The organism is Lacihabitans sp. CCS-44, assembly GCF_024343735.1.
In the GTDB taxonomy this organism is placed as follows: Bacteria; Bacteroidota; Bacteroidia; order Cytophagales; family Spirosomataceae; genus Leadbetterella.
In genome coordinates, this window is the sequence record NZ_RJUE01000059.1 from 15,331 (window position 1) to 40,506 (window position 25,176).

The 25,176-nt window shown below is 36.7% G+C and carries 25 protein-coding genes; 7 read left to right on the forward strand and 18 right to left on the reverse strand.

What is annotated here, in order from left to right; all coding sequences use genetic code 11:
- Window positions 1-4: 4 nt before the first annotated feature.
- On the reverse strand, window positions 5-1,597 hold the full coding sequence (gene nadB / locus EGI26_RS13400; RefSeq protein WP_255079012.1) for an L-aspartate oxidase: 1,593 nt from the start codon (window positions 1,595-1,597) through the stop codon (window positions 5-7).
- A gap of 23 nt (window positions 1,598-1,620) precedes the next feature.
- Window positions 1,621-2,595 (reverse strand): KpsF/GutQ family sugar-phosphate isomerase, encoded by a 975-nt coding sequence (locus EGI26_RS13405; RefSeq protein WP_255079013.1) that lies wholly within the window; start codon window positions 2,593-2,595, stop codon window positions 1,621-1,623.
- Between the two features lie 181 nt (window positions 2,596-2,776).
- On the opposite strand from EGI26_RS13405, the gene EGI26_RS13410 reads away from it, so the two are divergent.
- Window positions 2,777-5,095: an ATP-dependent DNA helicase RecQ gene (locus tag EGI26_RS13410; RefSeq protein ID WP_255079014.1), complete on the forward strand. Its 2,319-nt coding sequence runs from the start codon at window positions 2,777-2,779 to the stop codon at window positions 5,093-5,095.
- Between the two features lie 69 nt (window positions 5,096-5,164).
- On the opposite strand, the gene EGI26_RS13415 is transcribed toward EGI26_RS13410, so the two are convergent.
- Window positions 5,165-6,304, reverse strand: coding sequence for a hypothetical protein (locus EGI26_RS13415; RefSeq protein WP_255079016.1), 1,140 nt, complete (start codon window positions 6,302-6,304; stop codon window positions 5,165-5,167).
- A gap of 98 nt (window positions 6,305-6,402) precedes the next feature.
- Here EGI26_RS13415 and EGI26_RS13420 point away from each other — a divergent pair, with 98 nt between their 5' ends.
- Entirely contained in the window at window positions 6,403-6,978 is a 576-nt protein-coding gene (locus EGI26_RS13420) for a thymidine kinase (protein WP_255079017.1), read from the forward strand.
- Between the two features lie 4 nt (window positions 6,979-6,982).
- Here the strand turns inward: EGI26_RS13420 and EGI26_RS13425 are convergent, their stop codons facing one another.
- The 6 genes from EGI26_RS13425 to atpB all read right to left on the reverse strand — a co-directional run bounded on the left by EGI26_RS13425 (window position 6,983) and on the right by atpB (window position 10,772).
- On the reverse strand, window positions 6,983-7,258 hold the full coding sequence (locus EGI26_RS13425; protein ID WP_255079018.1) for a hypothetical protein: 276 nt from the start codon (window positions 7,256-7,258) through the stop codon (window positions 6,983-6,985).
- 1 nt (window position 7,259) lies between these two features.
- A complete protein-coding gene (locus tag EGI26_RS13430; protein ID WP_255079020.1) occupies window positions 7,260-7,655 on the reverse strand; it encodes a hypothetical protein in 396 nt (131 codons plus the stop codon).
- Between the two features lie 544 nt (window positions 7,656-8,199).
- On the reverse strand, window positions 8,200-8,733 hold the full coding sequence (gene atpH, locus EGI26_RS13435) for an ATP synthase F1 subunit delta (protein WP_255079021.1): 534 nt from the start codon (window positions 8,731-8,733) through the stop codon (window positions 8,200-8,202).
- Between the two features lie 42 nt (window positions 8,734-8,775).
- Window positions 8,776-9,285 carry a F0F1 ATP synthase subunit B gene (gene atpF / locus EGI26_RS13440; RefSeq protein WP_255079022.1) on the reverse strand — a complete coding sequence of 170 codons (510 nt, stop codon included), beginning with the start codon at window positions 9,283-9,285 and terminating at the stop codon, window positions 8,776-8,778.
- Window positions 9,286-9,381: 96 nt separating this feature from the next.
- Entirely contained in the window at window positions 9,382-9,648 is a 267-nt protein-coding gene (gene atpE, locus EGI26_RS13445) for an ATP synthase F0 subunit C (protein WP_255079023.1), read from the reverse strand.
- Window positions 9,649-9,737: 89 nt separating this feature from the next.
- Entirely contained in the window at window positions 9,738-10,772 is a 1,035-nt protein-coding gene (gene atpB, locus EGI26_RS13450; RefSeq protein WP_255079024.1) for a F0F1 ATP synthase subunit A, read from the reverse strand.
- Window positions 10,773-11,455: 683 nt separating this feature from the next.
- On the opposite strand from atpB, the gene dnaA reads away from it, so the two are divergent.
- Window positions 11,456-12,874, forward strand: coding sequence for a chromosomal replication initiator protein DnaA (gene dnaA / locus EGI26_RS13455; RefSeq protein WP_255079025.1), 1,419 nt, complete (start codon window positions 11,456-11,458; stop codon window positions 12,872-12,874).
- On the opposite strand, the gene coaE is transcribed toward dnaA, so the two are convergent.
- From coaE to EGI26_RS13470, 3 genes are read right to left on the reverse strand one after another with little or no spacing between them, the layout of a single operon-like run.
- Complete coding sequence (gene coaE / locus EGI26_RS13460; RefSeq protein WP_255079026.1) at window positions 12,864-13,439, reverse strand: dephospho-CoA kinase; 576 nt, start codon at window positions 13,437-13,439, stop codon at window positions 12,864-12,866. The two genes, dnaA and coaE, sit on opposite strands and share 11 nt — an antisense overlap.
- Window positions 13,427-14,431 (reverse strand): glycosyltransferase family 2 protein, encoded by a 1,005-nt coding sequence (locus EGI26_RS13465; RefSeq protein ID WP_255079027.1) that lies wholly within the window; start codon window positions 14,429-14,431, stop codon window positions 13,427-13,429. The genes coaE and EGI26_RS13465 overlap by 13 nt, the downstream gene beginning before the upstream one ends.
- Window positions 14,432-14,433: 2 nt before the next feature.
- Window positions 14,434-14,778, reverse strand: a complete 345-nt coding sequence (locus EGI26_RS13470) for a YbaB/EbfC family nucleoid-associated protein (RefSeq protein WP_310587960.1) — start codon at window positions 14,776-14,778, stop codon at window positions 14,434-14,436.
- 82 nt (window positions 14,779-14,860) lie between these two features.
- Between EGI26_RS13470 and EGI26_RS13475 the strand changes: the two genes are divergently transcribed.
- Entirely contained in the window at window positions 14,861-16,096 is a 1,236-nt protein-coding gene (locus EGI26_RS13475) for a M20/M25/M40 family metallo-hydrolase (protein WP_255079028.1), read from the forward strand.
- Window positions 16,097-16,100: 4 nt separating this feature from the next.
- Window positions 16,101-16,469, forward strand: coding sequence for a CoA-binding protein (locus EGI26_RS13480; protein ID WP_255079029.1), 369 nt, complete (start codon window positions 16,101-16,103; stop codon window positions 16,467-16,469).
- Between the two features lie 9 nt (window positions 16,470-16,478).
- Here the strand turns inward: EGI26_RS13480 and EGI26_RS13485 are convergent, their stop codons facing one another.
- The 4 genes from EGI26_RS13485 to EGI26_RS13500 all read right to left on the reverse strand — a co-directional run bounded on the left by EGI26_RS13485 (window position 16,479) and on the right by EGI26_RS13500 (window position 21,097).
- Window positions 16,479-17,531, reverse strand: a complete 1,053-nt coding sequence (locus EGI26_RS13485; protein ID WP_255079030.1) for a hypothetical protein — start codon at window positions 17,529-17,531, stop codon at window positions 16,479-16,481.
- Between the two features lies 1 nt (window position 17,532).
- Window positions 17,533-18,045 (reverse strand): hypothetical protein, encoded by a 513-nt coding sequence (locus tag EGI26_RS13490; RefSeq protein ID WP_255079031.1) that lies wholly within the window; start codon window positions 18,043-18,045, stop codon window positions 17,533-17,535.
- Window positions 18,042-18,596: an RNA polymerase sigma factor gene (locus EGI26_RS13495; RefSeq protein WP_255079032.1), complete on the reverse strand. Its 555-nt coding sequence runs from the start codon at window positions 18,594-18,596 to the stop codon at window positions 18,042-18,044. Before EGI26_RS13495 ends, EGI26_RS13490 begins: the two co-directional genes overlap by 4 nt.
- A gap of 116 nt (window positions 18,597-18,712) precedes the next feature.
- On the reverse strand, window positions 18,713-21,097 hold the full coding sequence (locus EGI26_RS13500; RefSeq protein WP_255079034.1) for a M1 family metallopeptidase: 2,385 nt from the start codon (window positions 21,095-21,097) through the stop codon (window positions 18,713-18,715).
- Window positions 21,098-21,311: 214 nt separating this feature from the next.
- Here EGI26_RS13500 and cysM point away from each other — a divergent pair, with 214 nt between their 5' ends.
- The gene (gene cysM / locus EGI26_RS13505) at window positions 21,312-22,184 is read left to right on the forward strand and encodes a cysteine synthase CysM (RefSeq protein WP_255079035.1); all 873 of its coding nucleotides are present in this window, start codon (window positions 21,312-21,314) and stop codon (window positions 22,182-22,184) included.
- A 160-nt stretch (window positions 22,185-22,344) separates the two neighbouring features.
- On the opposite strand, the gene pyrE is transcribed toward cysM, so the two are convergent.
- Both pyrE and EGI26_RS13515 read right to left on the reverse strand, forming a co-directional pair.
- Entirely contained in the window at window positions 22,345-22,968 is a 624-nt protein-coding gene (gene pyrE, locus EGI26_RS13510; RefSeq protein ID WP_255079036.1) for an orotate phosphoribosyltransferase, read from the reverse strand.
- A gap of 1 nt (window position 22,969) precedes the next feature.
- Window positions 22,970-24,262, reverse strand: a complete 1,293-nt coding sequence (locus EGI26_RS13515; RefSeq protein WP_255079038.1) for a hemolysin family protein — start codon at window positions 24,260-24,262, stop codon at window positions 22,970-22,972.
- A gap of 153 nt (window positions 24,263-24,415) precedes the next feature.
- Here EGI26_RS13515 and EGI26_RS13520 point away from each other — a divergent pair, with 153 nt between their 5' ends.
- A complete protein-coding gene (locus tag EGI26_RS13520) occupies window positions 24,416-25,099 on the forward strand; it encodes an NUDIX hydrolase (protein WP_255079040.1) in 684 nt (227 codons plus the stop codon).
- Window positions 25,100-25,176: the final 77 nt, after the last annotated feature.

The following is a 25,176-nucleotide window of genomic DNA, read 5'->3' on the forward strand; positions in this document are numbered from 1 at the left end:
GTAGTTATGCTCTAGAAATCACCATATTTTGTGGTTCCCCCCCAAGTTTATAAGGATAATCCGTGTTATAATGCAAGCCTCTAGACTCCTTGCGTTTTTGGGCAGAATGTATCACCATTTGGGCACACAATATCAGATTTCTGAGCTCGCACAGTTTCACTGAAAGTTTGGTTTTACGATAAAACTCCTCCGTTTCTTCTTTCAGCATATTCAGCCGAGTAAGGGCTCTTTCTAACCTAAAGTCAGTTCTTACAATTCCTACATAATCCGACATCATCCTTTGTAATTCTCTGGTATTGTGTGTTACCAAAATTTCCTCATTGGACTGAACAGTTCCGAATTCGTTCCAATCAGGCACTTTTTCGTTGAAGGCGACATTATCTAACTCGTTCACGGCCACTTGAGATATTCTATGCCCAAAAACTGCAGCTTCAAGCAACGAATTCGAAGCAAGGCGATTAGCCCCGTGTAAACCAGTTGAAGAGCACTCACCACAGGCAAAAAGATTGCTTATATTTGTTCTACCGTTTTCGTCCACCATAATTCCCCCGCACAAATAATGGGCAGCTGGCGTTACGGGAATCATATTTTTAGAAATATCAATACCCAGGCTCAAACATTTCTCATAAATGTTGGGGAAATGTTCTAAAATCAGTTCTTTCGGTTTGTGCGTAATGTCCAAATAAACAAACTCCTCCCCTGTTTTTTTCATTTCAGCATCAATAGATCTCGCCACAATGTCTCTCGGAGCCAAAGACCCGCGTTCGTCATATTCATACATAAACTCTTTGCCCGACTTATTTCTTAAAACTCCTCCTTCTCCTCTTACCGCTTCGGTAATCAAGAAACTCGGAAAAGAACCTGGATTGTGCAAAGAAGTGGGGTGAAACTGCATCATTTCCATGTCTCTGACTTTTCCTCCTGCTCGGTAAACCATCGCTATACCATCACCAGTAGCGATTACTGGATTCGTAGTAGCTGCATAAATATGACCAGCACCACCGGTTGCCATTAAGGTATTTTTTGCCAAAATAGTCTCTACACCACCAGAGTTTACGTTGAGAGCATATACTCCAAAACATTCGATATGGTCATCTTTTGGCTCTCCCAAATGGTGCTGGGTGATTATTTCCACTGCAAAAAAGTGGGTTAGAATTTCGATATTCGGATTGGCCTTAACCTGCTCCAACAAAGCACGTTCAATTTCCCAACCCGTTATATCTTTATAATGAAGAATCCTTTTTTCCGAATGCCCACCCTCACGTGTCAGATTATATTCGCCAGAGTCTTCCTTGTCAAAGTTTGCACCGTATTCTATCAATTCATTTATTCTATCTGGCCCTTCGGTTACAACGATTTCTACAATTTTTTTATCGCAAAGTCCATCGCCAGCTATTAAGGTATCTGAAATATGCTTTTCGAATGAATCTGTGTTTGGATCAAAAACTGTGGCAATGCCTCCTTGAGCGTATTTTGTATTTGTTTCATCAGCATTTACTTTTGTGAGTATCAACACTTTGCCTTTCTTTGAAGCTTTCAATGCAAAGCTCAATCCCGCAATGCCCGAACCAATCACTAAAAAATCTACTTTTCTCATTCTTAAAATTAATATTTTTAACCTCAAATAAGGCCCTCTTTCAATAAATCATGTAAATGTACAAAGCCAAAGACTTTTTTGCCTTCAGCTACCACCAACTGAGTGATGTTCATATCCTGCATTTTTAGCAATGCATTTACTGCAAACTCGTCAGGCAAAATAGTTTTGGGCGATTTACCCATGATATCTTTTGCTCTTAATGTTGAAAAATCAACTTTACTATTCAACATTCTTCTTAAATCTCCATCTGTAATAATTCCAACCAGTTCTTCATTTTGATTTACAACTGCAGTAGATCCTAATCTTTTGGTGGTCATTTCGAGTATAACAGCCTGTATGTCTGCAGAATCCTGAACTATGGGCAGGGCATTATTAGGATAAATATCTAATACTCTTAGGTACAGTTTTTTTCCTAAGCTTCCACCAGGATGATATTTAGCAAAATCCTTTTTAGAAAAATCTCTTACCTCAAGAAGGCAAACGGCAAGTGCATCGCCCAAAGCAAGGGCTACAGTAGTTGAGGTAGTGGGAGCTAAATTGAGCGGACACGCCTCAGTTTCTACATGGGCATTGATGATAAAATCTGAATTCTTGGCCAAATAAGAATCCACATTAGAAACCATGGCAATGATTTTATTTCCAAGTCTTTTTAAAAGTGGCATCAAAACTTTTATTTCCGGCGTATTGCCACTTTTTGATAAAAATATGATAATATCTTCATTATCAATAATTCCCAAATCGCCATGTACGGCATCTGTAGCGTGCATGAAGACTGCTTTTTGGCCAGTCGAATTAAGCGTAGCAGAAATTTTCTGAGCAATAATTGCACTTTTTCCAATTCCTGTTAGCACAATTTTACCTTTGGAAGCTAATATGGCATAAATAATTTGCTCAAATTTATCATCTATTGTACTAATCAAAGATTTAATTGCCTCCGATTCATCAGTTAGTACTTTTTTGGCAATTTCAATTATTTTTTTTTCTATTTTCGTCTCCACTTTAAAAAAAGCGTTATTTCTATTGCAAATGTAAGGCTTGTAATCCGTTTTTTTTTAGTGAAACAAAATATTTGAGTTTAACAAAATCACAAAACATTTTTTGTATATTGGCATTAAGAATTTAATTCACCACGCCCAATAAGCGGCGTGCTTTCATTTTTAATGCTTTATAGAACTAGCTATGATTGATGTATCAATTGAAAACAGCCTAAAGAAAAACCTAAAAGAAATCTTTGGGTTTGATAATTTTAGAGGAGAGCAGGAAAAAATAATAAAAAGTATTGTTTCAGGTAAAAATACCTTTGTAATAATGCCCACCGGAGCAGGAAAATCGCTTTGCTACCAACTTCCAGCCACGGTATTAGACGGAACTGCCATAGTTATATCGCCACTGATTGCCTTGATGAAAAATCAAGTAGATCAGATGATGGCTTTTGGCATAAACGCCCAGTTTCTTAACAGCACACTGAACAAGTCAGAGATGAATCGCGTCAAAAATGACGTGGTTAGTGGTGCCTGCAAGTTGTTGTACATAGCACCCGAGTCGCTTACCAAAGTAGACAATCTAGAGTTTCTCAAGAAAGCCTCAATATCTTTTGTGGCCGTGGATGAGGCACACTGTATATCAGAATGGGGGCATGACTTCAGGCCTGAATATAGAAAAATAAAGGAAATAATTGAGTCCATTGATGACAATCTTCCAATCATAGCTTTGACAGCCACCGCTACCCCAAAAGTGCAGTTGGATATCAAAAAAAGCTTGGACATGGACGATTCTGTTATCTACAAAACTTCGTTTAACAGAGCCAACCTTTACTATGAAGTAAGACCTAAACTCAATGCAAAAAAACAGCTCATCAACTTTTTAGCTCAATTCAAGGGCAAATCGGGAATTGTCTATTGCTTGAGCAGGAAAAAAGTGGAAGAAATAGCCGAACTTTTGGTGGTGAATGGGTTCAAAGCTCTTCCATATCATGCAGGTTTAGACTCTGACATCAGAATGAAAAACCAAGACGCTTTTCTGAATGAAAACTGTGACGTAGTAGTAGCAACTATAGCTTTTGGAATGGGAATTGACAAGCCGGATGTTAGGTTTGTAGTGCATTATGATGCTCCCAAGTCACTGGAGGGATACTACCAAGAAACAGGCAGAGGCGGTAGAGATGGATTAGATGGTTCTTGCTTGATGTTCTATGCACTTGATGACATTACAAAACTTGAAAAATTCAATAAAGATAAAAATGTAACCGAAAGAGATAATGCCAAAGCCTTATTAATGGAAATGGTTGCATATTCTTCTCTTGGTGTTTGTAGGAGAAGACAACTTTTGAGTTATTTTGGTGAACAGACAGAGAAGAACTGTGGTTTTTGTGATAACTGTAATAAACCGACCAAAACATTCAGAGGTGAAGAAGAGGTGATGTTGGCTTTAAACACGATTATAAAAACCGAACAAAGATTTTCGGCCAATCACATAGCTGACATTTTAACAGCCAATACAAAAGACAATCCTGCCATAGCAAGTTATGAGCATGATAAGCTTGAAATGTTTGGTAAAGGGCTGAAATATTTTAACCTCTCCGAAAAATTTGAAGAGGAGGAAGAGGAAGACGAGGATGAAATAGTAGTAAATAAAAAACCAAAAACAGATATAAATGCAGACGGTAAAATATCTGCTGCAGACAAATGGGTATCTATTATCAGGCAATTGATGGTTTTTGGATATCTTGAAAAAGACATTGACAACTATGGCGTTGTAAAAATATCAGAGAAAGGTCAAAAGTACCTACAAGACCCTTACACAATCACTTTCTCAGAAGACCACGACTTAAACGAAACCGAAGGAAGCGGAGAAGATGAACTACAGCAAACAGCAGGTCCATCTGGAGGAAGTGGTGCATCTGACCAAGCTTTGTTGGAATTGCTAAAGGCACTTCGTAAAAAAATAGCGAAAGAGAAAAACGTACCACCTTATGTGGTATTCCAAGATCCATCGCTCGAAGAAATGGCTACTACTTATCCTTCAAATGTACAAGAGTTGGCTCAGGTCAACGGCGTGGGCATGGGTAAGGTGCAGAAATTTGGCATGCCGTTTTTGGACTTAATTATAAAGTACGTAAAAGACAACGAAATAGAGACTTCGTCGGATTTGATGGTAAAAACTACTGTCAACAAATCAAAAACGAAAATATTTATTATTCAACAAATAGATAGAAAGATTGACCTGGAAGAAATAGCTGAAGCCAAAGAAATGAACAGCGAGGAGCTTCTGAACGAAATCGAAAGCATCTGCTTCTCAGGCACTAAGCTTAATCTTGACTATTATATTAACCAGGTTATAGACAAGGATAAACAAAGAGACATTTATGAATATTTTATGAGTTCGGCCTCAGATGAAATCAAATTGGCGATGAAAGAATTCGATGATTATGATGACGAAATAACCGAAGAAGAATTACGATTGATGAGAATAAAGTTCTTGTCAGAAATGGCAAACTAACAAAAAAGGCTTTCAAATATTTGAAAGCCTTTTTTTATCTTCTATTTCACAACTACATAAAATTTAGAGTTAGTTATACCTCCTCTTCAAAATATCAAAAAACTCTTCAGCTTCCGGGCTGTTCAAGTCCCATTTGTATTTTGGCAAATACTTCTTAATCATTTGGTCTTTGGCTTCTGAAAAACTATTGCAAGTTTCCAATTCGTCTATGGCCCCATTAAAAATGTTTGAATCAGACCCAAAAAGATTATTGATGAACAAAAACTTCTGGTTTAAAGAAATATTACCTTTTATTGAATCAATCTTTCTTTTCTGGTGAAAATCTGAAAGCGAACTATTCTCTGAAGTCAATTGCATAGACTCATGTAAAGTCACAGTAGTTTCTTTTTCTATAGTTTTCGTTATAGGGTTCTCGGTTATCACCGTCTCAATTTTCTCTTGCACTTGCGTGAGCCTCATTTCGGTAATTGGCTCGTCTTTTTCCACAACCTCAACTGCATGAACATCAACCTCAGATTCTTTGGCTATCATTTGCGGCTTAGCCATTTTGTATTCCTCAATACTGTCAAAAAACGACTGATAAGGATTATTGGCCGAAGCCGAAGACGAGTGTTCATCAGCAATTTTAGAAATATCAGATAGCTCCTTGGTGTGGTCTTCTATTCTATTATCGTCAAAAAACTGGTTGATAAAATCTATGGCTTCGTTGGCATAAATAAAACTTACACCATTTAACTTGGTCAATAAATCACGCAAAACCCAGTTGTAATCTTTGAAAAACTTACCGTTTTTGGTTAACCAATCAGCCGTCAGTTTAAAATCAGGAAGATTTCGCATTTCTTCTACAAAGAAGGACTTAGGGTCTGAAAACAGACCAATGGTTTTCTTTACCGAGGTTTCTAAAATACCTTTAAAGTTTTCACTATTTACTTGAATATGCCTTGACAAAATATTCATAAAATCATCTAAAGCCTTCTGAACCTCAGGCTCAGAATAATTAAAATAAGGGCTTTTTATATTAGAAATTTCAATTTGCCATTTTTCAAACAATTCTTTTAATATAAAAAGATTGAGTTGTTTTATTTCGGTTAGACCAATTATTTCGCTTCCATTGATATTTTCTTTTGTCTTAAAGTACTCTTCACAAACTACTTCGGCAAATGCTTGGGAAGTATTTTTTATTTCGGCCACATTCCATTTGTTGGTCATCGGATAATTCTGTTTTTTTGTAATCTATTTGAAATGGTACACAAAGCCTATTGCAAATGTTTTGCCATTTTGAATATAAACGTAAAATTAATAAAAATATGTTCATAGAACCCAAAAGAGGCAAAGCGAAAGATGCCAAAAGCGGCTGGATAGAGGTGATCACAGGGTCTATGTTTTCTGGCAAAACAGAGGAGCTAATCAGAAGACTTAAAAGAGCTCAGATTGCAAAACTTAATGTAGAAATATTCAAACCCAAGATAGACGTAAGGTATGATGAAAATGACATAGTTTCACACAATCAAAATACTATAAGATCAACACCAGTAAACACAGCAGAGGAGATTTTGCTTTTGAGTGGAAACTGTGACGTGGTAGGCATTGATGAGGCTCAGTTTCTAGACCAATCTATAATAGAAGTATGTAATAAACTTTCTTTTCAAGGCAAAAGAGTCATAGTAGCGGGCTTAGACATGGACTCTAGAGGTCTGCCATTCGGTTCAATGCCACAGTTGCTTGCGGTTGCAGAATATGTAACAAAAGTTCATGCTATTTGTGTAAAGTGTGGTGATATTGCACATTTTTCTTATAGAAAAACAGACGCTGAGAATCTAATTCTTCTTGGAGAGCACGACATCTATGAAGCTAGATGCCGTACCTGTTTCCAAGAACACTGACCCCTCAATTTTTATAATTTCTGTTTCTTAGCGATTGCTGACGAGGCAAAACCAGTTGATATGCCTCCGCGGAGTCGAGTTTCATTGGTTGTTTGTAATTCCTCGCCATCTTTATACTTACTTTCTTAAAACTCAAACTTGATTTTTTTGACTTTCCCTTGCCTGTTTTATAATTCCTATCCTCTTCCAAAGGACTCATACTCTGCCCTAAGGCACTGATTGAAATAAAAATGGCAAACAAAAGTTCTACACCTATTTTGATTAATACTCCAGAGTTCATATTAATATTCGTAATTTTTTTGTTGATACAATTCGTTATCCTCGTTAAACTTATAGCCAAACAACGCCCTATAGGTCGGCAACATATACAAGTATTCTTCCAGTTTTTTTTGAGCCGGGGTATAAACATTGTAATTCTCAGTCGCCAAATTTCTAAACATTGAAATCAGGTACTTCAAGGCGTCAGAATTGGAGGCGAAATCAACAAACTTGTAATGAAGAAATTTATTCTCTTCGGCTTCCGGATTAAACATAACTAAGTCCAAGTCCATACCCTGCTGATTTACCACAGCGAAAGTCTTCTGAACGGGCTTAGGCAAAAGGTTATAATCAACCAAATAATCGATTATTTCAACGGTGTCGTTGTTTACGTACAAATTTGCTCCTATGTGTCTCATTGTCTTATTTTGTTTGTTGTACAGTCAAATTGACTTGGACAAAACAAGAAAAGTTTTTTTACTCTACCAAATGCTCAAAATTGGGCCAATCGGTGAAAAATGAGCTAAAAAATAGATTATTTTTTCATTTTTACTGAAAAGCTCATCTCGTTTTTTGTGGAAATCAATAGAAAAATGAATTTATTTCATTTCTTACCCAAAGTGTAAATTGAATTTTCAAAAAAAAATATTTTCATTTTTTTAATATTTTCATGAAATATTTAGAGAATTAACACTTCAGTAACAATTAAGGCCCGAAAAACAGAAATTTTACTAAAAAAAATAGACCCAAAATTCAGGTATATTTTGCTTTGGAGAAGGCGTTGGACATAATAAAAGGAAGGCAAAAGAGAGATTAAATAAAAAAGGAAAGGTCGCAGATTTCAAAGTCTTAGAAGACTGAAGAAAAATAATAATCCTCGAATACTAACCCTATAAAACAGAAAAAACCTCCGAAATAACGGAGGCCTTTCTCAACTTTATAGCCATGAAAACTAATTCTTAATTAAGCTAGTGCTAATTTCAATTCATTAAGTTTTTTCTTTACTGAGGTGTCGATTTGGGTATCGCCAACTCTCAAAACATAACCGCCAATCAAAGTCTCATCCACACTTTCTTCTAACTTCACTTGCTTATTTATAGCACCCGAAACCATCTTGGCAAAGTCTGCTTTCTGTGTTTCTGTCAATGCTACTGACGACGAAATTTCCACTATTTGAACACCAGTCTGAAGGTTATACAATTTTTGAAATTCTTTCGCAATTGAATAAATCAGCTTCTCTCTGTTCTTTTTAGTTAAGACGCTAAAAATTGAGAAGGTCACATTGTTTACATTATTTTCGAATATTTTTTTTAAAATACTCAATTTCTTGTCGTGCCTAACAATTGGATTAGCCATAACGGCTACAAAATTAGCGTTCTCATTGCATATCGTTTCAAAAAACGACATATCCTTATTTACTTCATCCACTACGCCCTGCTGATTTGCCAAGTCTATTAAGGCTTTGGCATAACGATAGGCAACTATTGATTCTGACATACTTTTATTAAAAAATTTTCAATCAAATAAATGACCGAGGTATTAATTCAATTTTGCGTCTGCTACAAGCTCACTGATAAATGACTGCTGAGTGGCTTTATCAGCAAGTTCTTTACGGATTACTTTTTCAGCAATCTCTATCGAAAGTGTAGCCACATCTTTCTTGATTTGGCTCATCATTTTCACTCTTTCTTGCGTCATCACTTCTCGAGCATCTTCCATTATTTTATTGCCTTGCTCTACGGCTCTGTCTTTGGCTTCGGCTAACATTTTATCAGAGGCTTCTTTGGCTTCTTTGATAATTAAATCTCTTTCCTTCTTAGCTTCGGCTACAAGTTTGTCATTGTCTGACTTCAACTTGGCCATTTCTGCACGAGTTTCTTCAGCCATACGTAAGGCACCCTCTATTTCGCCTTCTCTCTCTTTCAAAGCCGAAATGATACCTTTCCAAGCAAACTTCCATAGAATAAAAACCAATGAACCAAAAACTACCAGTTGCCAAAAAATAAGACCTGGACTTGGGTTCAACAATGCGTTATCTAATAAAATCATTTTTGTACAATTATAAATAATAAATTTAAATTCAAAATATTCCCAACATTAACACCTAATGTGAATAATGTTGGGAATGTAGATTTCTTAAATGGTTTAAGCCATTTTGAAAGAAATCAAAAGACAAATTACAGCAGCAAAAAGAGCTACGGCCTCGATCAAGGCAGCAATGATAATCATCATTGACTGGATTTTTCCAGCTGCCTCTGGTTGACGAGCAACACCTTCCATTGCACTTCCACCGATTCTACCGATACCAAGACCTGCACCAATAGCTGCAAGACCTGCACCAATACCCGCTCCCATTACAGCAAGACCTTTACCGTCTGATGCCGCTTGTAAAATAATGTTCAATAAAGACATAATTTTATTTTTTTATTTTCTCCCCCCCTCCGAAGATGATTTGTAATTGGCCTCTTTATAGGGGAATAAAGAGGAATGTTTTTATAATATCAATGATGCTCCTCGGCGTGGTGATCTTCTATGGCACTACCAATGTACATCGACGTAAGTAATGTAAAAATAAATGCTTGCAAAAATGCCACTAATAACTCAATAGCACTCATAAACAAAGCAAATATGCTAATGGCCGGTGCTACTGCCCAACTTTTGAATATGAATATCAAACCAAACAAACTCAACATAATGATATGACCCGCAGTTATATTTGCAAAAAGTCGTATCATTAACGAAAGTGGTTTCATCAAAACTCCTACTACCTCTACAGGAATCATAATTACCCACATCCATTTCGGCGTGTTAGGCAATAAAATGTGTTTCCAGTAATATTTGTTCGCACTTAAATTTGTAATCAAAAAGGTAATCAAGGCCAAAACCAATGTGATGGCGATATTACCAGTCAAGTTAGCTCCACCTGGCAACAACCCCAAAAGGTTATTTATAAAGATGAAGAAAAACAGTGTTAGAAGGTAAGGAAAGTATTTTCCGTAGTTTTTACCAATTGAAGGCTTAACAACTTCGTCTCTCATGTAAACAATCAATGGCTCAAGGAACGACTGAATACCTTTTGGAGCCTTGCCTTTGTTTTTCACATATCCTCTTGAAACCGAAGTAAATATCAATATCAATATTAAAGCACCCAACATAAGGGTTGCTACGTTCTTAGTTATAGAGAAATCCATCGGATGCACGGCTTCGTTCACCGTTCCGTCTGCGTTTACCCTAACTATATGCTCATGCTCGTTTTTGTAGTCGTTATAAACTTGACCGTGATCTAATTTGCTAGATGAGAAAACCTCAAGGCCTCTATCTGCTGTGTAAAGTATGATTGGAAGCGGAAGTTTAACTCCGTGAGTGAATTCCCAACCGTGTTCGTCAGCAATGTGGTGCATAATCATACCACCGATGTCAAACTTCTCTTCTTCATGAGCAGCAGTGGCAGCAGCAGGCTCTTCAGTATGCTGTGAAAAAGAAGGCGAAATACCTAAAACAATACAAAAAACTAAGGAATAAACGTATTTAAACATAAGTAGTACTTTTATAAACTCTTTGTGAAAAGATGCTATTTTCAAAAACGACGCAATTTACTAAGTAAAGTTGAAATTTCAAAAATTGTAAAAAATAAATATAATACAAAAACATTAAGCACGAACAGATTCTGGTTTTCCTTGTACATGTATAGGCCAAAACCTATAAAAACCAAAAGCAATATAAACCTTAAAACTACTGATGCGAGGTAAAATTGAACAAAATTTTCTCTTTTGTTGGCCATTCCTTGCTCTACCAACATTTTTATCAGAAAATCCAATGCCACAAAAAAAGCAAAAATGACCCATATTTTGGAATGCAAAAAATGTTGCCAGGGAGAAAGTTTAACTAAAAATAATACAATAAATAAAATGAGACTCAAAGCATATTTTTTTAAACTCATTGATGATAATTTTAAAAATTCGTAATTAGAAATTCAGCCAAATTTTATATTGTTTTTGAAAACAATTACAAAACTAATCATGCTTTTTCGATGAAAAATTAATTTTTAAATTTAATTTTTTAAAGAAGTCATTCCGATTTATACGTAGGACTCTACAATTGATTTGTATTAAATCAAGATAGCTCCACTTTAATAAAAAAAAATCCACTTGTCGTGCTTTTTTTTTCTACATTTGTAGCCCCAAAAATAAGACTGAAAAAAAAATTAAAAACAGAGAAATTGGAAACCAAAGTTCAAAATGATGTAACACAAGTTTGGCGTGATTGCCTCGCGGTTATCCGTGAGAATGTAACCGAACAAAGCTTTAAAACATGGTTTGAACCGATCATTCCTTACAAATTAATTAATAAGCGTCTTATTATTCAGGTGCCGAGTCAGTTTTTCTACGAATGGCTCGAAGATAATTACGTAAAAATCCTCAGAAAAGCTCTCGACTACGCCATCGGTAAAGATGGGCAGTTAGAATATACTATTATTATAGATAGAGGTACCCAAAAACCTGCCGCCAATCCGCCTATAGGGACTCAGCATAAAGCCCAGTCTGCTGCACCAGCAGCTCCTCCGACGCAAAAAAACCCGTTCGACCTTAAAGCTTTTAACGAAAAACAAATAGAGTCTTTCTTAAATAAAAGCTACGGTTTTGAGAACTTTGTGGAAGGTGACTGCAATCGTTTGGCCAGAGCCGCTAGTTTTGCTGTAGCACAAAAGCCCAGTACTACATCTTTTAATCCATTGATGATTTATGGTGGTGTAGGCTTGGGCAAAACTCACTTGGTGCAAGCTATAGGCAACTACATAGAGAAACAGTCAGAAAATAGTAAAATCGTCCTTTATGTATCTTCAGAGAAATTCACGAGCCAATTTATAAACGCTATCAGAGAAAACAGCCTGCAGGATTTTATGGCGTTTTATATGCGAGTGGATGTTTTGATATTAGACGACGTCCAGTTTTTGTCTGGAAAAGAAAAAACACAGGAGACCTTCTTCCATATATTTAATCACTTGCACCAAACTGGTAAGCAAATAGTGATGACTTCCGACCGCCCTCCGAGGGAATTGTCTGGCATGGAGGATAGATTACTTTCGAGATTTAAGTGGGGATTAACTGCTGATATTCAGGCTCCCGATTTGGAAACTAGAATAGCCATCATCCAAAATAAAGTGGAGGAAGAAAAGGCCGTAATGGACGAGGAAGTGATAGAATATTTGGCTCATTGCATAGATTCTAACGTAAGAGAATTAGAAGGCGTGGTGATTTCACTTATTGCAGACTCTGCCTTAACACGAAGAAAGATAAATTTGGATATGGCCAAGTTTAGGGTAAAAAGTATAGTAGAGGAAAATCAAAAGGTGATTTCGATTGACAAAATCATCGAGGTGGTTACGGATTATTTCAGAATAAAAGTTAGCGATATAAAAGGTAAGACCAGATTACGCGAGGTGGTTCTACCGAGGCAAATAGCCATGTATTTGGCCAAGGAATTCACTACACTTTCACTGAAAGCAATAGGGTATCATTTTGGTGGAAGAGACCACAGCACGGTTATACATGCCATTCAGACTGTCAATGATTTAATAGACTTCGACAGGGACGTAGCGGGCCATGTGAAGGAATTAAAAGATGGGTTCAAGAAATAAGTTTCTTGTAAATTTCCAAAACTTGAGGAATTAACAAACTTTTTTCATCATTATTTATCACAAAGTCAGCCATTTCCAGAAATTCTTCGGGAGATTTTTGATTCTCCAGAATCTTTTCGATTTCTGCAAGATTTCGGTGAATATCTCTTTTTAAAAGTCTTTTTATCCTTAAATCTTTGGGACTATCCACCACAATTATCTTATCTAGACCAGCATTTCTGTTCATGATGGCCGCTTCCTTAATAACAAATGGAGCGTTTTGAACAGTTAACCACCCTTCAAAATCCTGCCTAACTCTTGGATGAACTATATGATTGAGGCTTTTTAATAATTCTTCATTTTGAAATACAGCCTGAGAAACAAATACCTTATCGTATTTCCCTTCCAGAGTATAAGCTTGCTCTCCAAGTAATTCCTTTATTTCAGAAATAATAGTTTCTTGATGCTCAATAAGCAATTTAGCTCTTTGGTCTGACTCGTATATAGGCACTCCGAGCAGTGAAAACAGCTTGGCCACCAAACTTTTCCCTGAACCAATACCACCTGTTAAACCTACTTTGAGCATATTTCAGTATATGTTTTTTGTTTTTTTGCAAAATATCTCCAAACTACCGAAAAATCACTGAGTTTTTTATAAGCTCCATAAGAGCCGTTTCGTTTTTTTGTCAGATATGGAATCATGGCATAAAAACCAAAATGAGCTTTTGCCACAGCAATAAAATCTTTCACATTACCGTCTTTCAAGAATTTCAAAGACGAAATTCCATCTAAAATCAACCTTATGAAGATTATTGGAAAAATCATTTTACTTGGCAAATTTTTATACAACATGGCCAAATTATTCCTGAAATTCAAATAAGTTTTGAAAGGATTGGTTTTGTTCAAAGTGCCTCCACCAACGTGATAGACCGTAGAATTGGGTTCATATTGAATGGTGAAGCCTGCATTATGAATTCGCCAACACAAGTCAATTTCTTCCATGTGGGCGAAAAAACGCTCATCAAATCCACCTAAATCTTTAAAAACCTTGGCTTTTATTAAAAAACAAGCACCCGTAGCCCAGAAAATATCCGTAGGAGTTTGATATTGCCCCAAGTCCTTTTCCAAAGTATCAAAAACTCTTCCTCTACAAAAGGCATAACCGAACTTATCTAAGAAACCGCCAGCAGCTCCGGCATATTCAAAATGGTCTCTTTGGTTAAAATCCAATATTTTAGGTTGAATAGCTGCGAGATTTGGACTTTCATTTGCCCTTTTTAAGATTGGAATTAACCAATTGGGTGTAACTTCCACATCGGAGTTGAGTAGAACTAAATTCTCATTAGAAATATGAGCTAAACCATGGTTGTATCCACCCGCAAATCCATAATTTTCTTCATTACAAATGACTTGTGTTTGCGGAAAATTGTCCTGCAAAAAGGCGATTGAATTATCTGTAGAGCAGTTATCTATTACTATGACATCTGCCTCGGGGCTGTTTTCTATGACATTGGGCAAGAATCGCTTTAGAAATCCAACCCCATTATAATTCAGAATAACAACTGCGGTATCTTTCAAAACTACTTATTGAAAATATTTCCTAAATCGAACCCTGGAATCTTTGGCATCATGCCTTCGGTCACTTTGCTCATTTCGGTTTTTACTTTTTCGTCAATATCTGCCAAAGCTTTATTGGCTGCGGCCACTATCAAATCCTGCACCATTTTGGCGTCAGCGGGATTGAGCAATTCAGGCTCGATTTCGATATTCAAAAGCTCTTTTTTACCATTAACAGTGACTTTTACCATTCCTCCACCCGACTCGGCTTCGGTTACTATCTCACCTAATTTTTCTTGGGCTTCAAGCATTTTGGCTTGCATATCCTTTACTTTGCCCATCATCCCCATCATATCTAACATCGACATAGCTTTTTCTTTTTTGCAAAAATAAGATATATACCAAATAAATTCTTGGATTTCATTAAATTTAACCTTTTAAACAAAAAATATGTTTTACAGAATACAAGCTTCATCTTTTATGAAATATTTAGCACTTCTCCTTCTGGTTTCTTTTCAACTAACTGCTCAGACTAAAAACCTCAAAAAACATATTGGCTATTTGGCGTCAGACAAACTTGAAGGAAGAGGAACAGGCACTCCAGCCGAAACCAAAGCCGGAGATTATATCATCGGTCAATTCGAAAAAATAGGTTTGAAACCGTTAGGTGAAAACGGAAATTACAGACAGCTTTTTGCCGCAAAAAAGGGCATTCCGCCGAATATTACCCAAGTAAATGCTAACAATATTTTAGGTTGGATAGATAACGGCAAAACCGAATCTATCATCATCGGGGCTCATTATGACCACCTCGGAATGGGCGATCAGGGCAGTTCTTTGATGGCAAATTCTAATGGACAAGTGCACAATGGAGCTGATGATAATGCATCTGGTGTAGCCGGAATGATAGAATTGGCTAGATTTTATGCCAAAAATAAGGTTATAGAAAATTACAATTTCATCTTTTTAGCTTTTTCGGGAGAAGAACTCGGCTTGATGGGTTCAAAATATCTTTTGGACAATGCAACTTTTGACTTGAAAAACATCAATTGTATGGTCAACTTGGACATGATTGGGAGATACAGAGATGACAAAGGCGTAAGTATTGGAGGGATTGGCACGAGTAAATTTTGGGAGGCAAACGCATCAAAACTGGCCTCAGAAATGAATATAAAACATACGCTAGACTCTGCTGGAATAGGACCGTCGGATCATACTTCCTTTTATTTGAAAGATATTCCTGTACTTTTTTTATTTACAGGAGCTCATCAAGAATACCACAAACCTAGCGATGATGCCAATTTGATAAATTATGAGGGAGAGGCTTTGCTTTTGGATTATATTAAAAAGATGATTGAAAAGCTTAATAATAGTCCCAAAATTGATTTTAAGAAAACTTCAAATCCGCATTCGGCAGCCACAAAAAGTACTTTTAAAGTTACAATGGGGGTAATTCCTGATTATTCATTTGATGGCGTAGGTCTAAGATTAGACGGAGCATCTGAAGGCAGACCAGGACAAAAAGCTGGATTGAAAGCTGGGGATATTATCACAAAAATAGGCGAACATGACATAAAAGATGTTTATGGCTATATGGCGGCTTTGGGCAAATTTGAAAAAGGCCAAACTGTTCCCGTGATTGTAAACAGAAAAGGAGAAATTTTAACTTTAAGCTTAACTTTTTAAAAAAATGCACAACAAGAAAACCTTGGTTCTTGGAGCCAGCACAAAACCTGGACGATATGCTTTAATGGCTGCCCAAAGATTACTTGAAAAAGGCCATACGATTGAACTTTTTGGCCAAAACGAAGGTCAGGTTGGTGGTGTAAATATCAAAACCAAAATTGATGAAATAGATAAAGACATCGATACGGTTACGGTCTATTTGAGCGAGAAAAATCAGCAACAGTACGAAGAATTTCTTTTAAAAATGAAACCCAAAAGGGTGATTTTTAATCCAGGAGCTGAAAATTTTGAGCTAGAAACAAAACTCGAAGCACAAGGTACAGAAGTACTTGAAGCTTGCACACTTGTAATGCTAGGAACTGGGCAGTATTAAGTTTACTTCCTATTTTATTTTCACGTCGCCGAAATTAGAGATAATCAATATCTTGGTATCGGTGTTGGTAGTTGTACCTATTTTACCTTGATAGGAGTTTGAAATTTTAGGTTTGTAACCAGATTTTTTTCCGTCTGTTTCAGAGTTCTTAAAAAAATGAACCATCAGTGCAGGGTCAACATAGAATGTGCCATGTGAGGTTTTAACATCAAAAACGCCATTGAATTTTTCACTTATTGGCAGGTCAATATTTGAATAATTTGAGAAAATCTCAAGTTTTTTTACTTTCTCGTCGATGTTTTCGATTGTGAAATTTTTAGAGAAATTGACATTCAATTTAACTGCTTCTTTGATATTTCCGAAAACACCTCCAGAGTAGTTCATCACACCTTCGATATCTTCTAAGTACTTGGCTTTCAAGCTTCCATGATTATTTTTCATGTTTACATTTCGCATTTCTCCCATATTGACCGCAGTGAAATTTGAATTAATGTCTCCACCAAGCAAAGCTTTTATGTTTGCCACTCCATAATTCAAGTTTATTTTAGAGTCTGGATTTGAAATTTTTGCTGCCTGAAGCGTGCAATAATTTAGGTTTAAAGTCAAAGGAGCAGAAAAATCTGGCAGGTTAACCTCTCCAAAACTATTTGAAATTACCAATTCCAAGTTTTTAGGGATGTATACACTGTAATCAATCTTAAAACTAGAGTTTTTGTCTTTATTCCAAGAGTTCATGTTATAGTTTTCTTTTCTGATAGAAGTATAAACCTTTACAATCTCACCATTTTTTTGACCATTTACATTTATAGATTCTATAAATTCATCCAACTGGCCATTCGTAGGTGCGTTGGCAGTTACTTGGACAGTTACCGTAATAGTTTTCTGGTTATTAAAGTAGACTTTTACGTCGCCAAACTGGTTGGCAATTTCAAGCTTTTCAACTCCTCCAGCACTATAATTAAAATTAAATTCTTTCCTCTTTTCGATTAAAGGACTCTCGTGAGCTTGTGCCAGAGAAACACTCAAAACACAGATTATCAAATAATTAATATACGTTTTCATCTTAAAGTATTTCATGTTTGTTTACATCTACTGCTATGGCTGTCTGTTGGTTGAGTAGCTCTATTTGCCATTTTAGATTCTGCACCATCGCCTCAAACAATTGATCATGATTTGGATTATGCGGCAACTGTGACTTGAGATATTCAAAGTTTTTCTGCAAGTCTGATAAATCGTTCAAAAAAGCCTTTTGGAGTTCCGGATTTTTCTCAATCAAATCCTCCAAGTTTTTCTTTTTCTCGCTAACAGCCTCGGTATATGTCACCAAAGTAGGCTCTGAATTGATCATTTTATCTTGTTTCGAAGCAAAAACTTCTTCTTTAGAATATTTGCCAAACCAAAAACCTACACCCAAACAAATGATTATACCAGCAGCTATTCTCAGAATTTTACTGTTAAGCCAAATTGTTGGTTTCGGTTTTTTGGGCAATTGTTTTTCTAATTTTGCCCATAAATCTGCAGCTACTTCCTCCTCAAACTTTTCTTTGTTTCTATTTATAAACTCTTCTAATTTCATTGTGTAACTTTTAAAAGTTCTAACAATTTTGACTTTCCCCTTACATATTGACTCCTTGAAGTCACTTCACTAATTCCTAAAATACTCCCGATTTCTTGGTGGTCGTAACCCTCAAACAGATAGAGACTTAAGACCAATCTAAATCCATTTGGCAAACAACTAATGGCTCTTTTTACTTTTTCAATGGTCTCCATTTTCTCCTCGAAATCATCCTCGTCCTCATCTCTGAAGGTTGATTCTATCTTATCGTCTATTTCTTCTAGAACTACTTTTCGGCTTCTTAGTTTTGCAATAGACTTATTTACTACTATGGATTTTAACCAAGCTCCAAAAGTAGATTCCCCCCTAAACATTCCTATTTTTAGAAAGCCATCCAAAAACGACTCTTGAATCACATCTTCAGCCTCTTCCCTATCTCCTACTATCCGCAAAGCCGTATTAAACATGGCTTTTATATATAAATTATAAATCTCCCGCTGAGCCACAGGATTGCCCACCTTGCAAAGCTCTACGAGCTCAGTTGTCTTATCTTTTATATATTCGTGACTCAAACTAGGATTGTTTCGTTTAAAGATGACAGCAAAATTGAAAAGTTGCAAGTTTCATCAAAAAAAAGAGAGACAAGGTTAAACTTATCTCTCTTTTTGGAAATCAAAAACACTAAATTTTAGTTTCTACCGCTACTTCCAACACCCGCAGCATCATTCTTTTTAGCTTCTTGCATAGGATTCAGACCTTGTGGCCCAACCGAACGTTGCTTCATTAACTGAAACTTCGTTGGAGCTTCTGGCTCTTTCGGAAAACTGTTGTTAGCGGCATCGATATCTGCTATTTCCATGTAAGGATCCAACTTAAACTTCTCCACCTTTTTCTTTGTAGGTATTGTTTTCGTGATTTCCACGTCATTTAATCTCCATATTTCGGCTGGATATCTGAAATCTTCCGTGGTTCCGTCTTCATAAACTGCTTGCACAATTACTGGCATCACCAAACCTCCTTTGTTCTTGATTTTTAGAACATAATAGTTCATGCCAGATTCCAGAAGTTTTTGATCGTCAGGAGATAGGGACGACTTATAAGTCTCATACTTTTTCTTATCTGCCTCCGTAACAGCATACCTATCGTAAGAATTATAAAAATCTTTCATAGATGGATCGGCTTCGACTACTGATTTTTCAATATCCGTCTTATCACGAATTTTACTCATGGTTTTGGCTTTGGCTTCATCTATTTTCTTGATGTCGGCTTTACTTAGTTCAGGATTCTGAGTATCCAAAGAATACCATTGCACTTCGGTCAAATCCTGATCCACCGGCTCCACAGTATAAAACCAACCTTTCCAAAACCAGTCTAAATCTACTCCTGATGCATCTTCCATAGTACGAAAAAAATCAGCAGGCATCGGACTTTTAAAAGCCCATCGACGTGCATATTCTTTAAATGCTGCATCAAAAAGCTCCCTTCCCATAATGGTCTCACGAAGCATATTCAATCCAGTAGCTGGCTTGGCGTATGCATTCGGGCCTAAAAACATGACATTATCAGAAGAACTCATGATAGGCACTTGCTGTGACTTTTCTGTTTTCATGTAAGGCACAATATCCTGTGGCTCACCTCTACGAGCCGGATATTCTTTGTCCCACTCTTTTTCCGCCAAATATTGACAGAAAGTATTCAAGCCTTCGTCCATCCAAGTCCATTGTCTTTCATCAGAATTTACAATCATCGGGAAGAAATTGTGTCCTACTTCGTGTATAATTACGCCAATCATACCGTATTTGGTACCTTCAGAGTAAGTACCGTCTGCTTCTGGTCTGCCACCATTAAAGCTAATCATTGGATATTCCATACCACCACCACGAGTGGCATGACATGAAATAGCCACTGGATAAGGGTACTCAATGGTATGCTGGCCATAAGAACGCAAAGTATGTTCCACTACACGAGTTGAGTATTTTTCCCAAAGTGGATTTCCTTCTTTAGAATAAAAGGACATGCTCCAAATCTTCTTTCCGTTGCCATAAACATCGGTTTGCATGGCATCCCAAATGAATCTTCTTGAAGAAGCAAAAGCAAAATCTCTAACTTTTTTAGCTGTGAAAATCCAAGTTTGTTTGCCTGTGCTTTTGAATTTCATTCTTTCCTCTGCTTCTGCTTGTGTTGCCAAAATCACAGGAGTTTTGGATGAAGAAGCATCTTTCATTCTTTGTTGTTGCACTTTCGACAACACTTTGGTGTAGTTTTGACACTCACCGGTAGCACCTAAAACATGATCATCAGGAACGGTAATTTCTACTTTGTAGTCGCCAAAAGGAAGCGTAAACTCACCTTGGCCTAAAAACTGCTTATTTTGCCAGCCGCTTACATCGTCATAAACGCACATGCGTGGAAACCAGTGAGCTATGAAATAATTGTAGTTTCCATCTTTTTCAAAAAACTCATAGCCTGAACGACCATAATATTCTGTAATGTTATATTCCCACTCAATTTTGATAGAAGTAGCAATAGTAGGCTTCAATGAAAGAGGAATATCCACACGCATCATGGTACCATTAATAGTGTAAGGAATATTAGCCCCTTTCAAATCCTTCACAGATTTTATTTTATAGCCATACTCTTTTTCAGATGTAATGGTTGTATTCACCGAACTTGGCGAATTCATGCCATTGAGCTGGGTGCTGCTCATTTGTGGGTTCACTCCACCCGTTTTTCCAAGAGCATTTATAGAGTTTTTCTGAAATAAATTTTGGTCTAATTGTAACCATAGATATCTTAAATCATCTGTAGAGAAGTTGGTATAGGTAATTATCTCTGAGCCAATTATACGTTGGTTAACGTCATCCAATTCTGCTTTGATGTCGTAATCGGCTTTGTTTTGAAAATAATCCTTTCCTGGAGCTCCAGAAGCTGTGCGGAAGGTGTTGGGCGTTGGCAAAGTTCCGCCTAATTGTTCAAACCTTGTATTGGCATTGTAGGTAGTGCCTGAAGGGGCTTGAGCTACAACGATGCCGGTTGAAAACAAGAACGAGAAAGCCAAAAAGAGTTTTTTCATAATTGGTTTATTGATTAAGTGAATACACAATGCGAAAATATCATTTTTAAATTTATTTAACAATGACTGCCTGAATTAAAAAAGCTTTTTATAGACAAAAAATACTTTTTTTGAGAATATTATTAAAGTACTGAATCAAAAACAAAAAAGAAGCAATGACATTTCAAAATGCACTTTTTGCTTTAAATTTGAGTTTTGAAATAAACGTCATTTTATGCCCGGAATATTAGATTTGATTGGAAATACACCACTTGCCGAACTGAGCAGACTGAGTCCAAACCCAAACGTTAGGATTTTTGCAAAACTTGAGGGAAACAATCCTGGCGGAAGCGTAAAAGACCGACCAGCTCTCAACATGATTAAGAGTGCCTTGGAACGTGGAGAAATAAAACCAGGCATGAAACTTATTGAAGCCACAAGTGGAAATACAGGCATTGCCTTGGCAATGATTGCATGTTTATATAATATTGAAATAGAACTCATTATGCCTTCAAACTCCACCAAAGAACGTGTGGATACAATGGAAGCTTATGGTGCAAAAGTGATTTTGCTCGAAAATATTGAAGCTTGTAGAGACTATGCCGAAGAGAAATCAATGACCGATGAGTATTTACAGTTGAACCAGTTTGCCAATCCAGACAATTATTTGGCACATTATAAAACCACTGGACCTGAAATTTGGAGAGATACCGAACAGAAAATCACGCATTTTGTAGCTTCTATGGGTACCACAGGCACAATAATGGGTACATCCATGTACTTAAAAGAGCAAAATCCTGATATACAAATAGTTGGATGTCAGCCCACCGAAGGCTCGTCTATACCCGGCATAAGACGCTGGCCAGCAGAGTATTTACCAAAAATATTTGACCCAAGCCGTGTGGATAGAATTTTTGATATTTCTCAAGAAGAATCCACTCTTATGGCCAGAGAATTAGCTAAAAAAGAAGCTATTTTCGGAGGAATGAGTTCTGGCGGTCAAGCCGCTGCTGCGATAAAATTAGCCAAAGAATTAGATTCTGGACTTATTGTATTTATCTGTTGCGACAGAGGTGATAGGTATCTAAGCAGCGATTTGTTTGGGTGAGTTGATTTTGAAACTTGAAATTGGCACACTGATGACATTCCGATAGCAATCGGAACTAACAAAGCAGATTTATATAGATTTTTAAAATTATCAAAGATTAGTTTACATAAAAAAGCAGGTTTTTCAACCTGCTTTTTACTTATAATTACATTCTATCTCTTCACCACTTCGCAGGATTTCTTCTCCATTTTTTAAGAGATTCTACATCCGAGGGTTTTACGTAATCCTGCTTTAGAGCTTCGTCTATGAGGTAATTGTAGTTACTGAGGGTTACTAATTTAAGATTTTTTTCAGCGAAATTTTCGTCGGCGATTTTAAATCCGTAGGTGAATATGGCTATCATACCTACTACTTCAATGCCTTGTTCTATCAATGCCTCGGCAGCTTTTATCGAGCTACCACCTGTTGAAATAAGGTCTTCTAGTACCACTACTTTTTGGCCTTTTTCTATTTTGCCTTCTATTTGGTTGCCCATACCGTGTTCTTTCAGCTTTGGTCTTACGTAGGCAAAGGGCAAGTTCATATAATCAGCCACCAAAGCTCCTTGGGCTATGCCTGCCGTGGCTACGCCTGCAATGAGTGTTGCCTCTGGAAATTCTTTTTTGATAGCTTTTGCTAAGGCTTTTTTGATAAATGTACGAGCTTCCACATCCGAAAGTGTGATGCGGTTGTCGCAATAAATGGGCGAATTCCAACCTGAACTCCATTTGAAGGGTTTCTCAGGGCTTAGTTTTACGGCTTTAGTTTTTAGTAAAAAAGTAGCAATTTTTCTAGCAGTATTCATCTTAATCTTCTTTGTCCTCGGTTTTCTTAGTAACCAACATCTTATCGATTCTGTTTTTGTCCATATCAACTATTTCAAACTCAAAATCACCCCATTCGAAGGTATCTGCTGTCGAAGGAATTTCTTGCAAAATATGTAACGCAAAACCTCCCATGGTGTCAAAACCGGTGTATTCCTTGCGGGTAGGTAGGTCTATTTCAAATTCGTTCAAAAAGTCGTCAAAAGGCAAGGAAGCATCTATTAGAAAACTTCCGTCTTCCCGCTCGGTTATTTCAAACTCAAACTCATTGGTTTCCGAAATATCCCCTACCAAAGCATCTAAAATGTCGTTCATCGTCACAATTCCGCCCACGTTTCCGTATTCGTCCACAATGATTCCAAAGTGCTTTCGCTCCTCTTGAAACTTCTCCAAAACCTGATAGGCATGGTTATTTTCAGGGATATAAATGGCTGTACGGAGGTTTTCTTCTAATCTCTGTAACTCAAAGTTAAGGTCTTTACCTAGCAAGTCTTTGATATACAAAAGCCCTCGCATATCATTGATACCATCCTGACAAACAGGATATACCGAGTGTTTTTTGTCGATTATTTTTTCCTTATTTACTTCAAAGTCGTCGTCTAAATCTAGAAAAGTAACCTCGTTGATATTGGTCATGAGCGAAGTTATACGCCTATCGCCCAGATGAAACACATTTTGCACAATTTCATGCTCTATCTCTTCAATTGTCCCTCCGGTAGCACCTTCTTGCATCAAAGTCTTTATTTCTTCTTCTGTCACTGAGCTATCGTTTTCTTTCAGTCCAATGATTTTGAAAATAAGATCCGAAGTTTTGCTCAACAACCAAATAAACGGAGAGGTAATATAAGAGACCACACTCATTGGCTTCACGGCATTCATGGCTATTTCCTCAGCTTTGGCCATACCGATACGCTTTGGCACCAATTCTCCAAGAATCAAAGTCACAAAAGTAAGAACTACAGTAATCAAAAACACAGCAATCGTTTCTGCATACGGAGCCAAATTTGCAAATTTCTGAAAAAACGGAATGAGATAACCTTTAAAAGTGTCTCCTGAATAAATACCAGTAAGAATACTGATAAGAGTAATACCTATTTGAACAGTTGACAAGAATTTGCCGGGAGAGTTGGCGAGTGCAAGAGCTGCTGTGGCACGTTTATCACCATTTTTTGATGCAATTTCTAATTTTGTTTTTCGGGATGAAACCAAGGCAATTTCTGCCATAGAAAACAAACCATTTAGAACAATTAGAAAAAGAATTATAAAAATTTCCATTAAAATTTAAGATGATTATTCCAATCATCTAGACTGATTTATCCGCAAAGTAACGAAATTTTTAAAATAGATAAAGTGCTTAGTATTAAAAAATATGTATCTGAGTCCTTTTAATAGATAAAACCATTAATTTTGTGTTTTTGAAAAATCATTATGCTCATTTTTGTCAATAATAAGGCCATCACTATTTCGGAAAACACGCATTTCGTGAAGGACCACCCAAAAAACTTCGACCACGTGTTTGACATCAAAACAGAAGCAGTGGAATTCAGGGAATTGAGCGGAAATGTTTTAGTTAAAAACGCCAATTTTACCAATATTCTCAACTTCATAAAGTTCGCCCAGTCCTCCAAGCCCGAAAAACTCGGTCATTTGACTTTTGAGGTAAAAAACGAGGAGCTTTTTAAGCTAAAAGTTAAGGACAAACTGCAAGTAATAAAAGCAGCCGGTGGCGTGGTAGAAAACCACGACGGCAAAATACTGATGATGAAACGTTTGGGTTTTTGGGATTTACCCAAAGGTAAGGCAGAAGCAAACGAGAAGTCTAAAAAAACTGCCGAGCGTGAAGTGGAAGAAGAATGTGGAGTAACCGTAATTGTGAATGATAAGATTTGCACCACTTGGCACACCTACATGATGAAGGGCAAATTGGTTCTGAAACAGACCAAATGGTACGCCATGAAACTCATATCAGACAAAAACATGAAGCCACAAATAGAGGAAGACATAGAAGAACTCAGATGGATGAACGAAGAAGAAGTGGAGCATGCCCTCAAAAACTCGTATAACTCCATAGCCCATGTTTTAAAAAAATCAGAGCATTCTTTGCTTCTATAATGTTAATAATTTGTAAATTTCCCCAAAAATTAAATAAACAAAGCTAAACCTCGTTTAGAGTACAATTTTAAACTTAA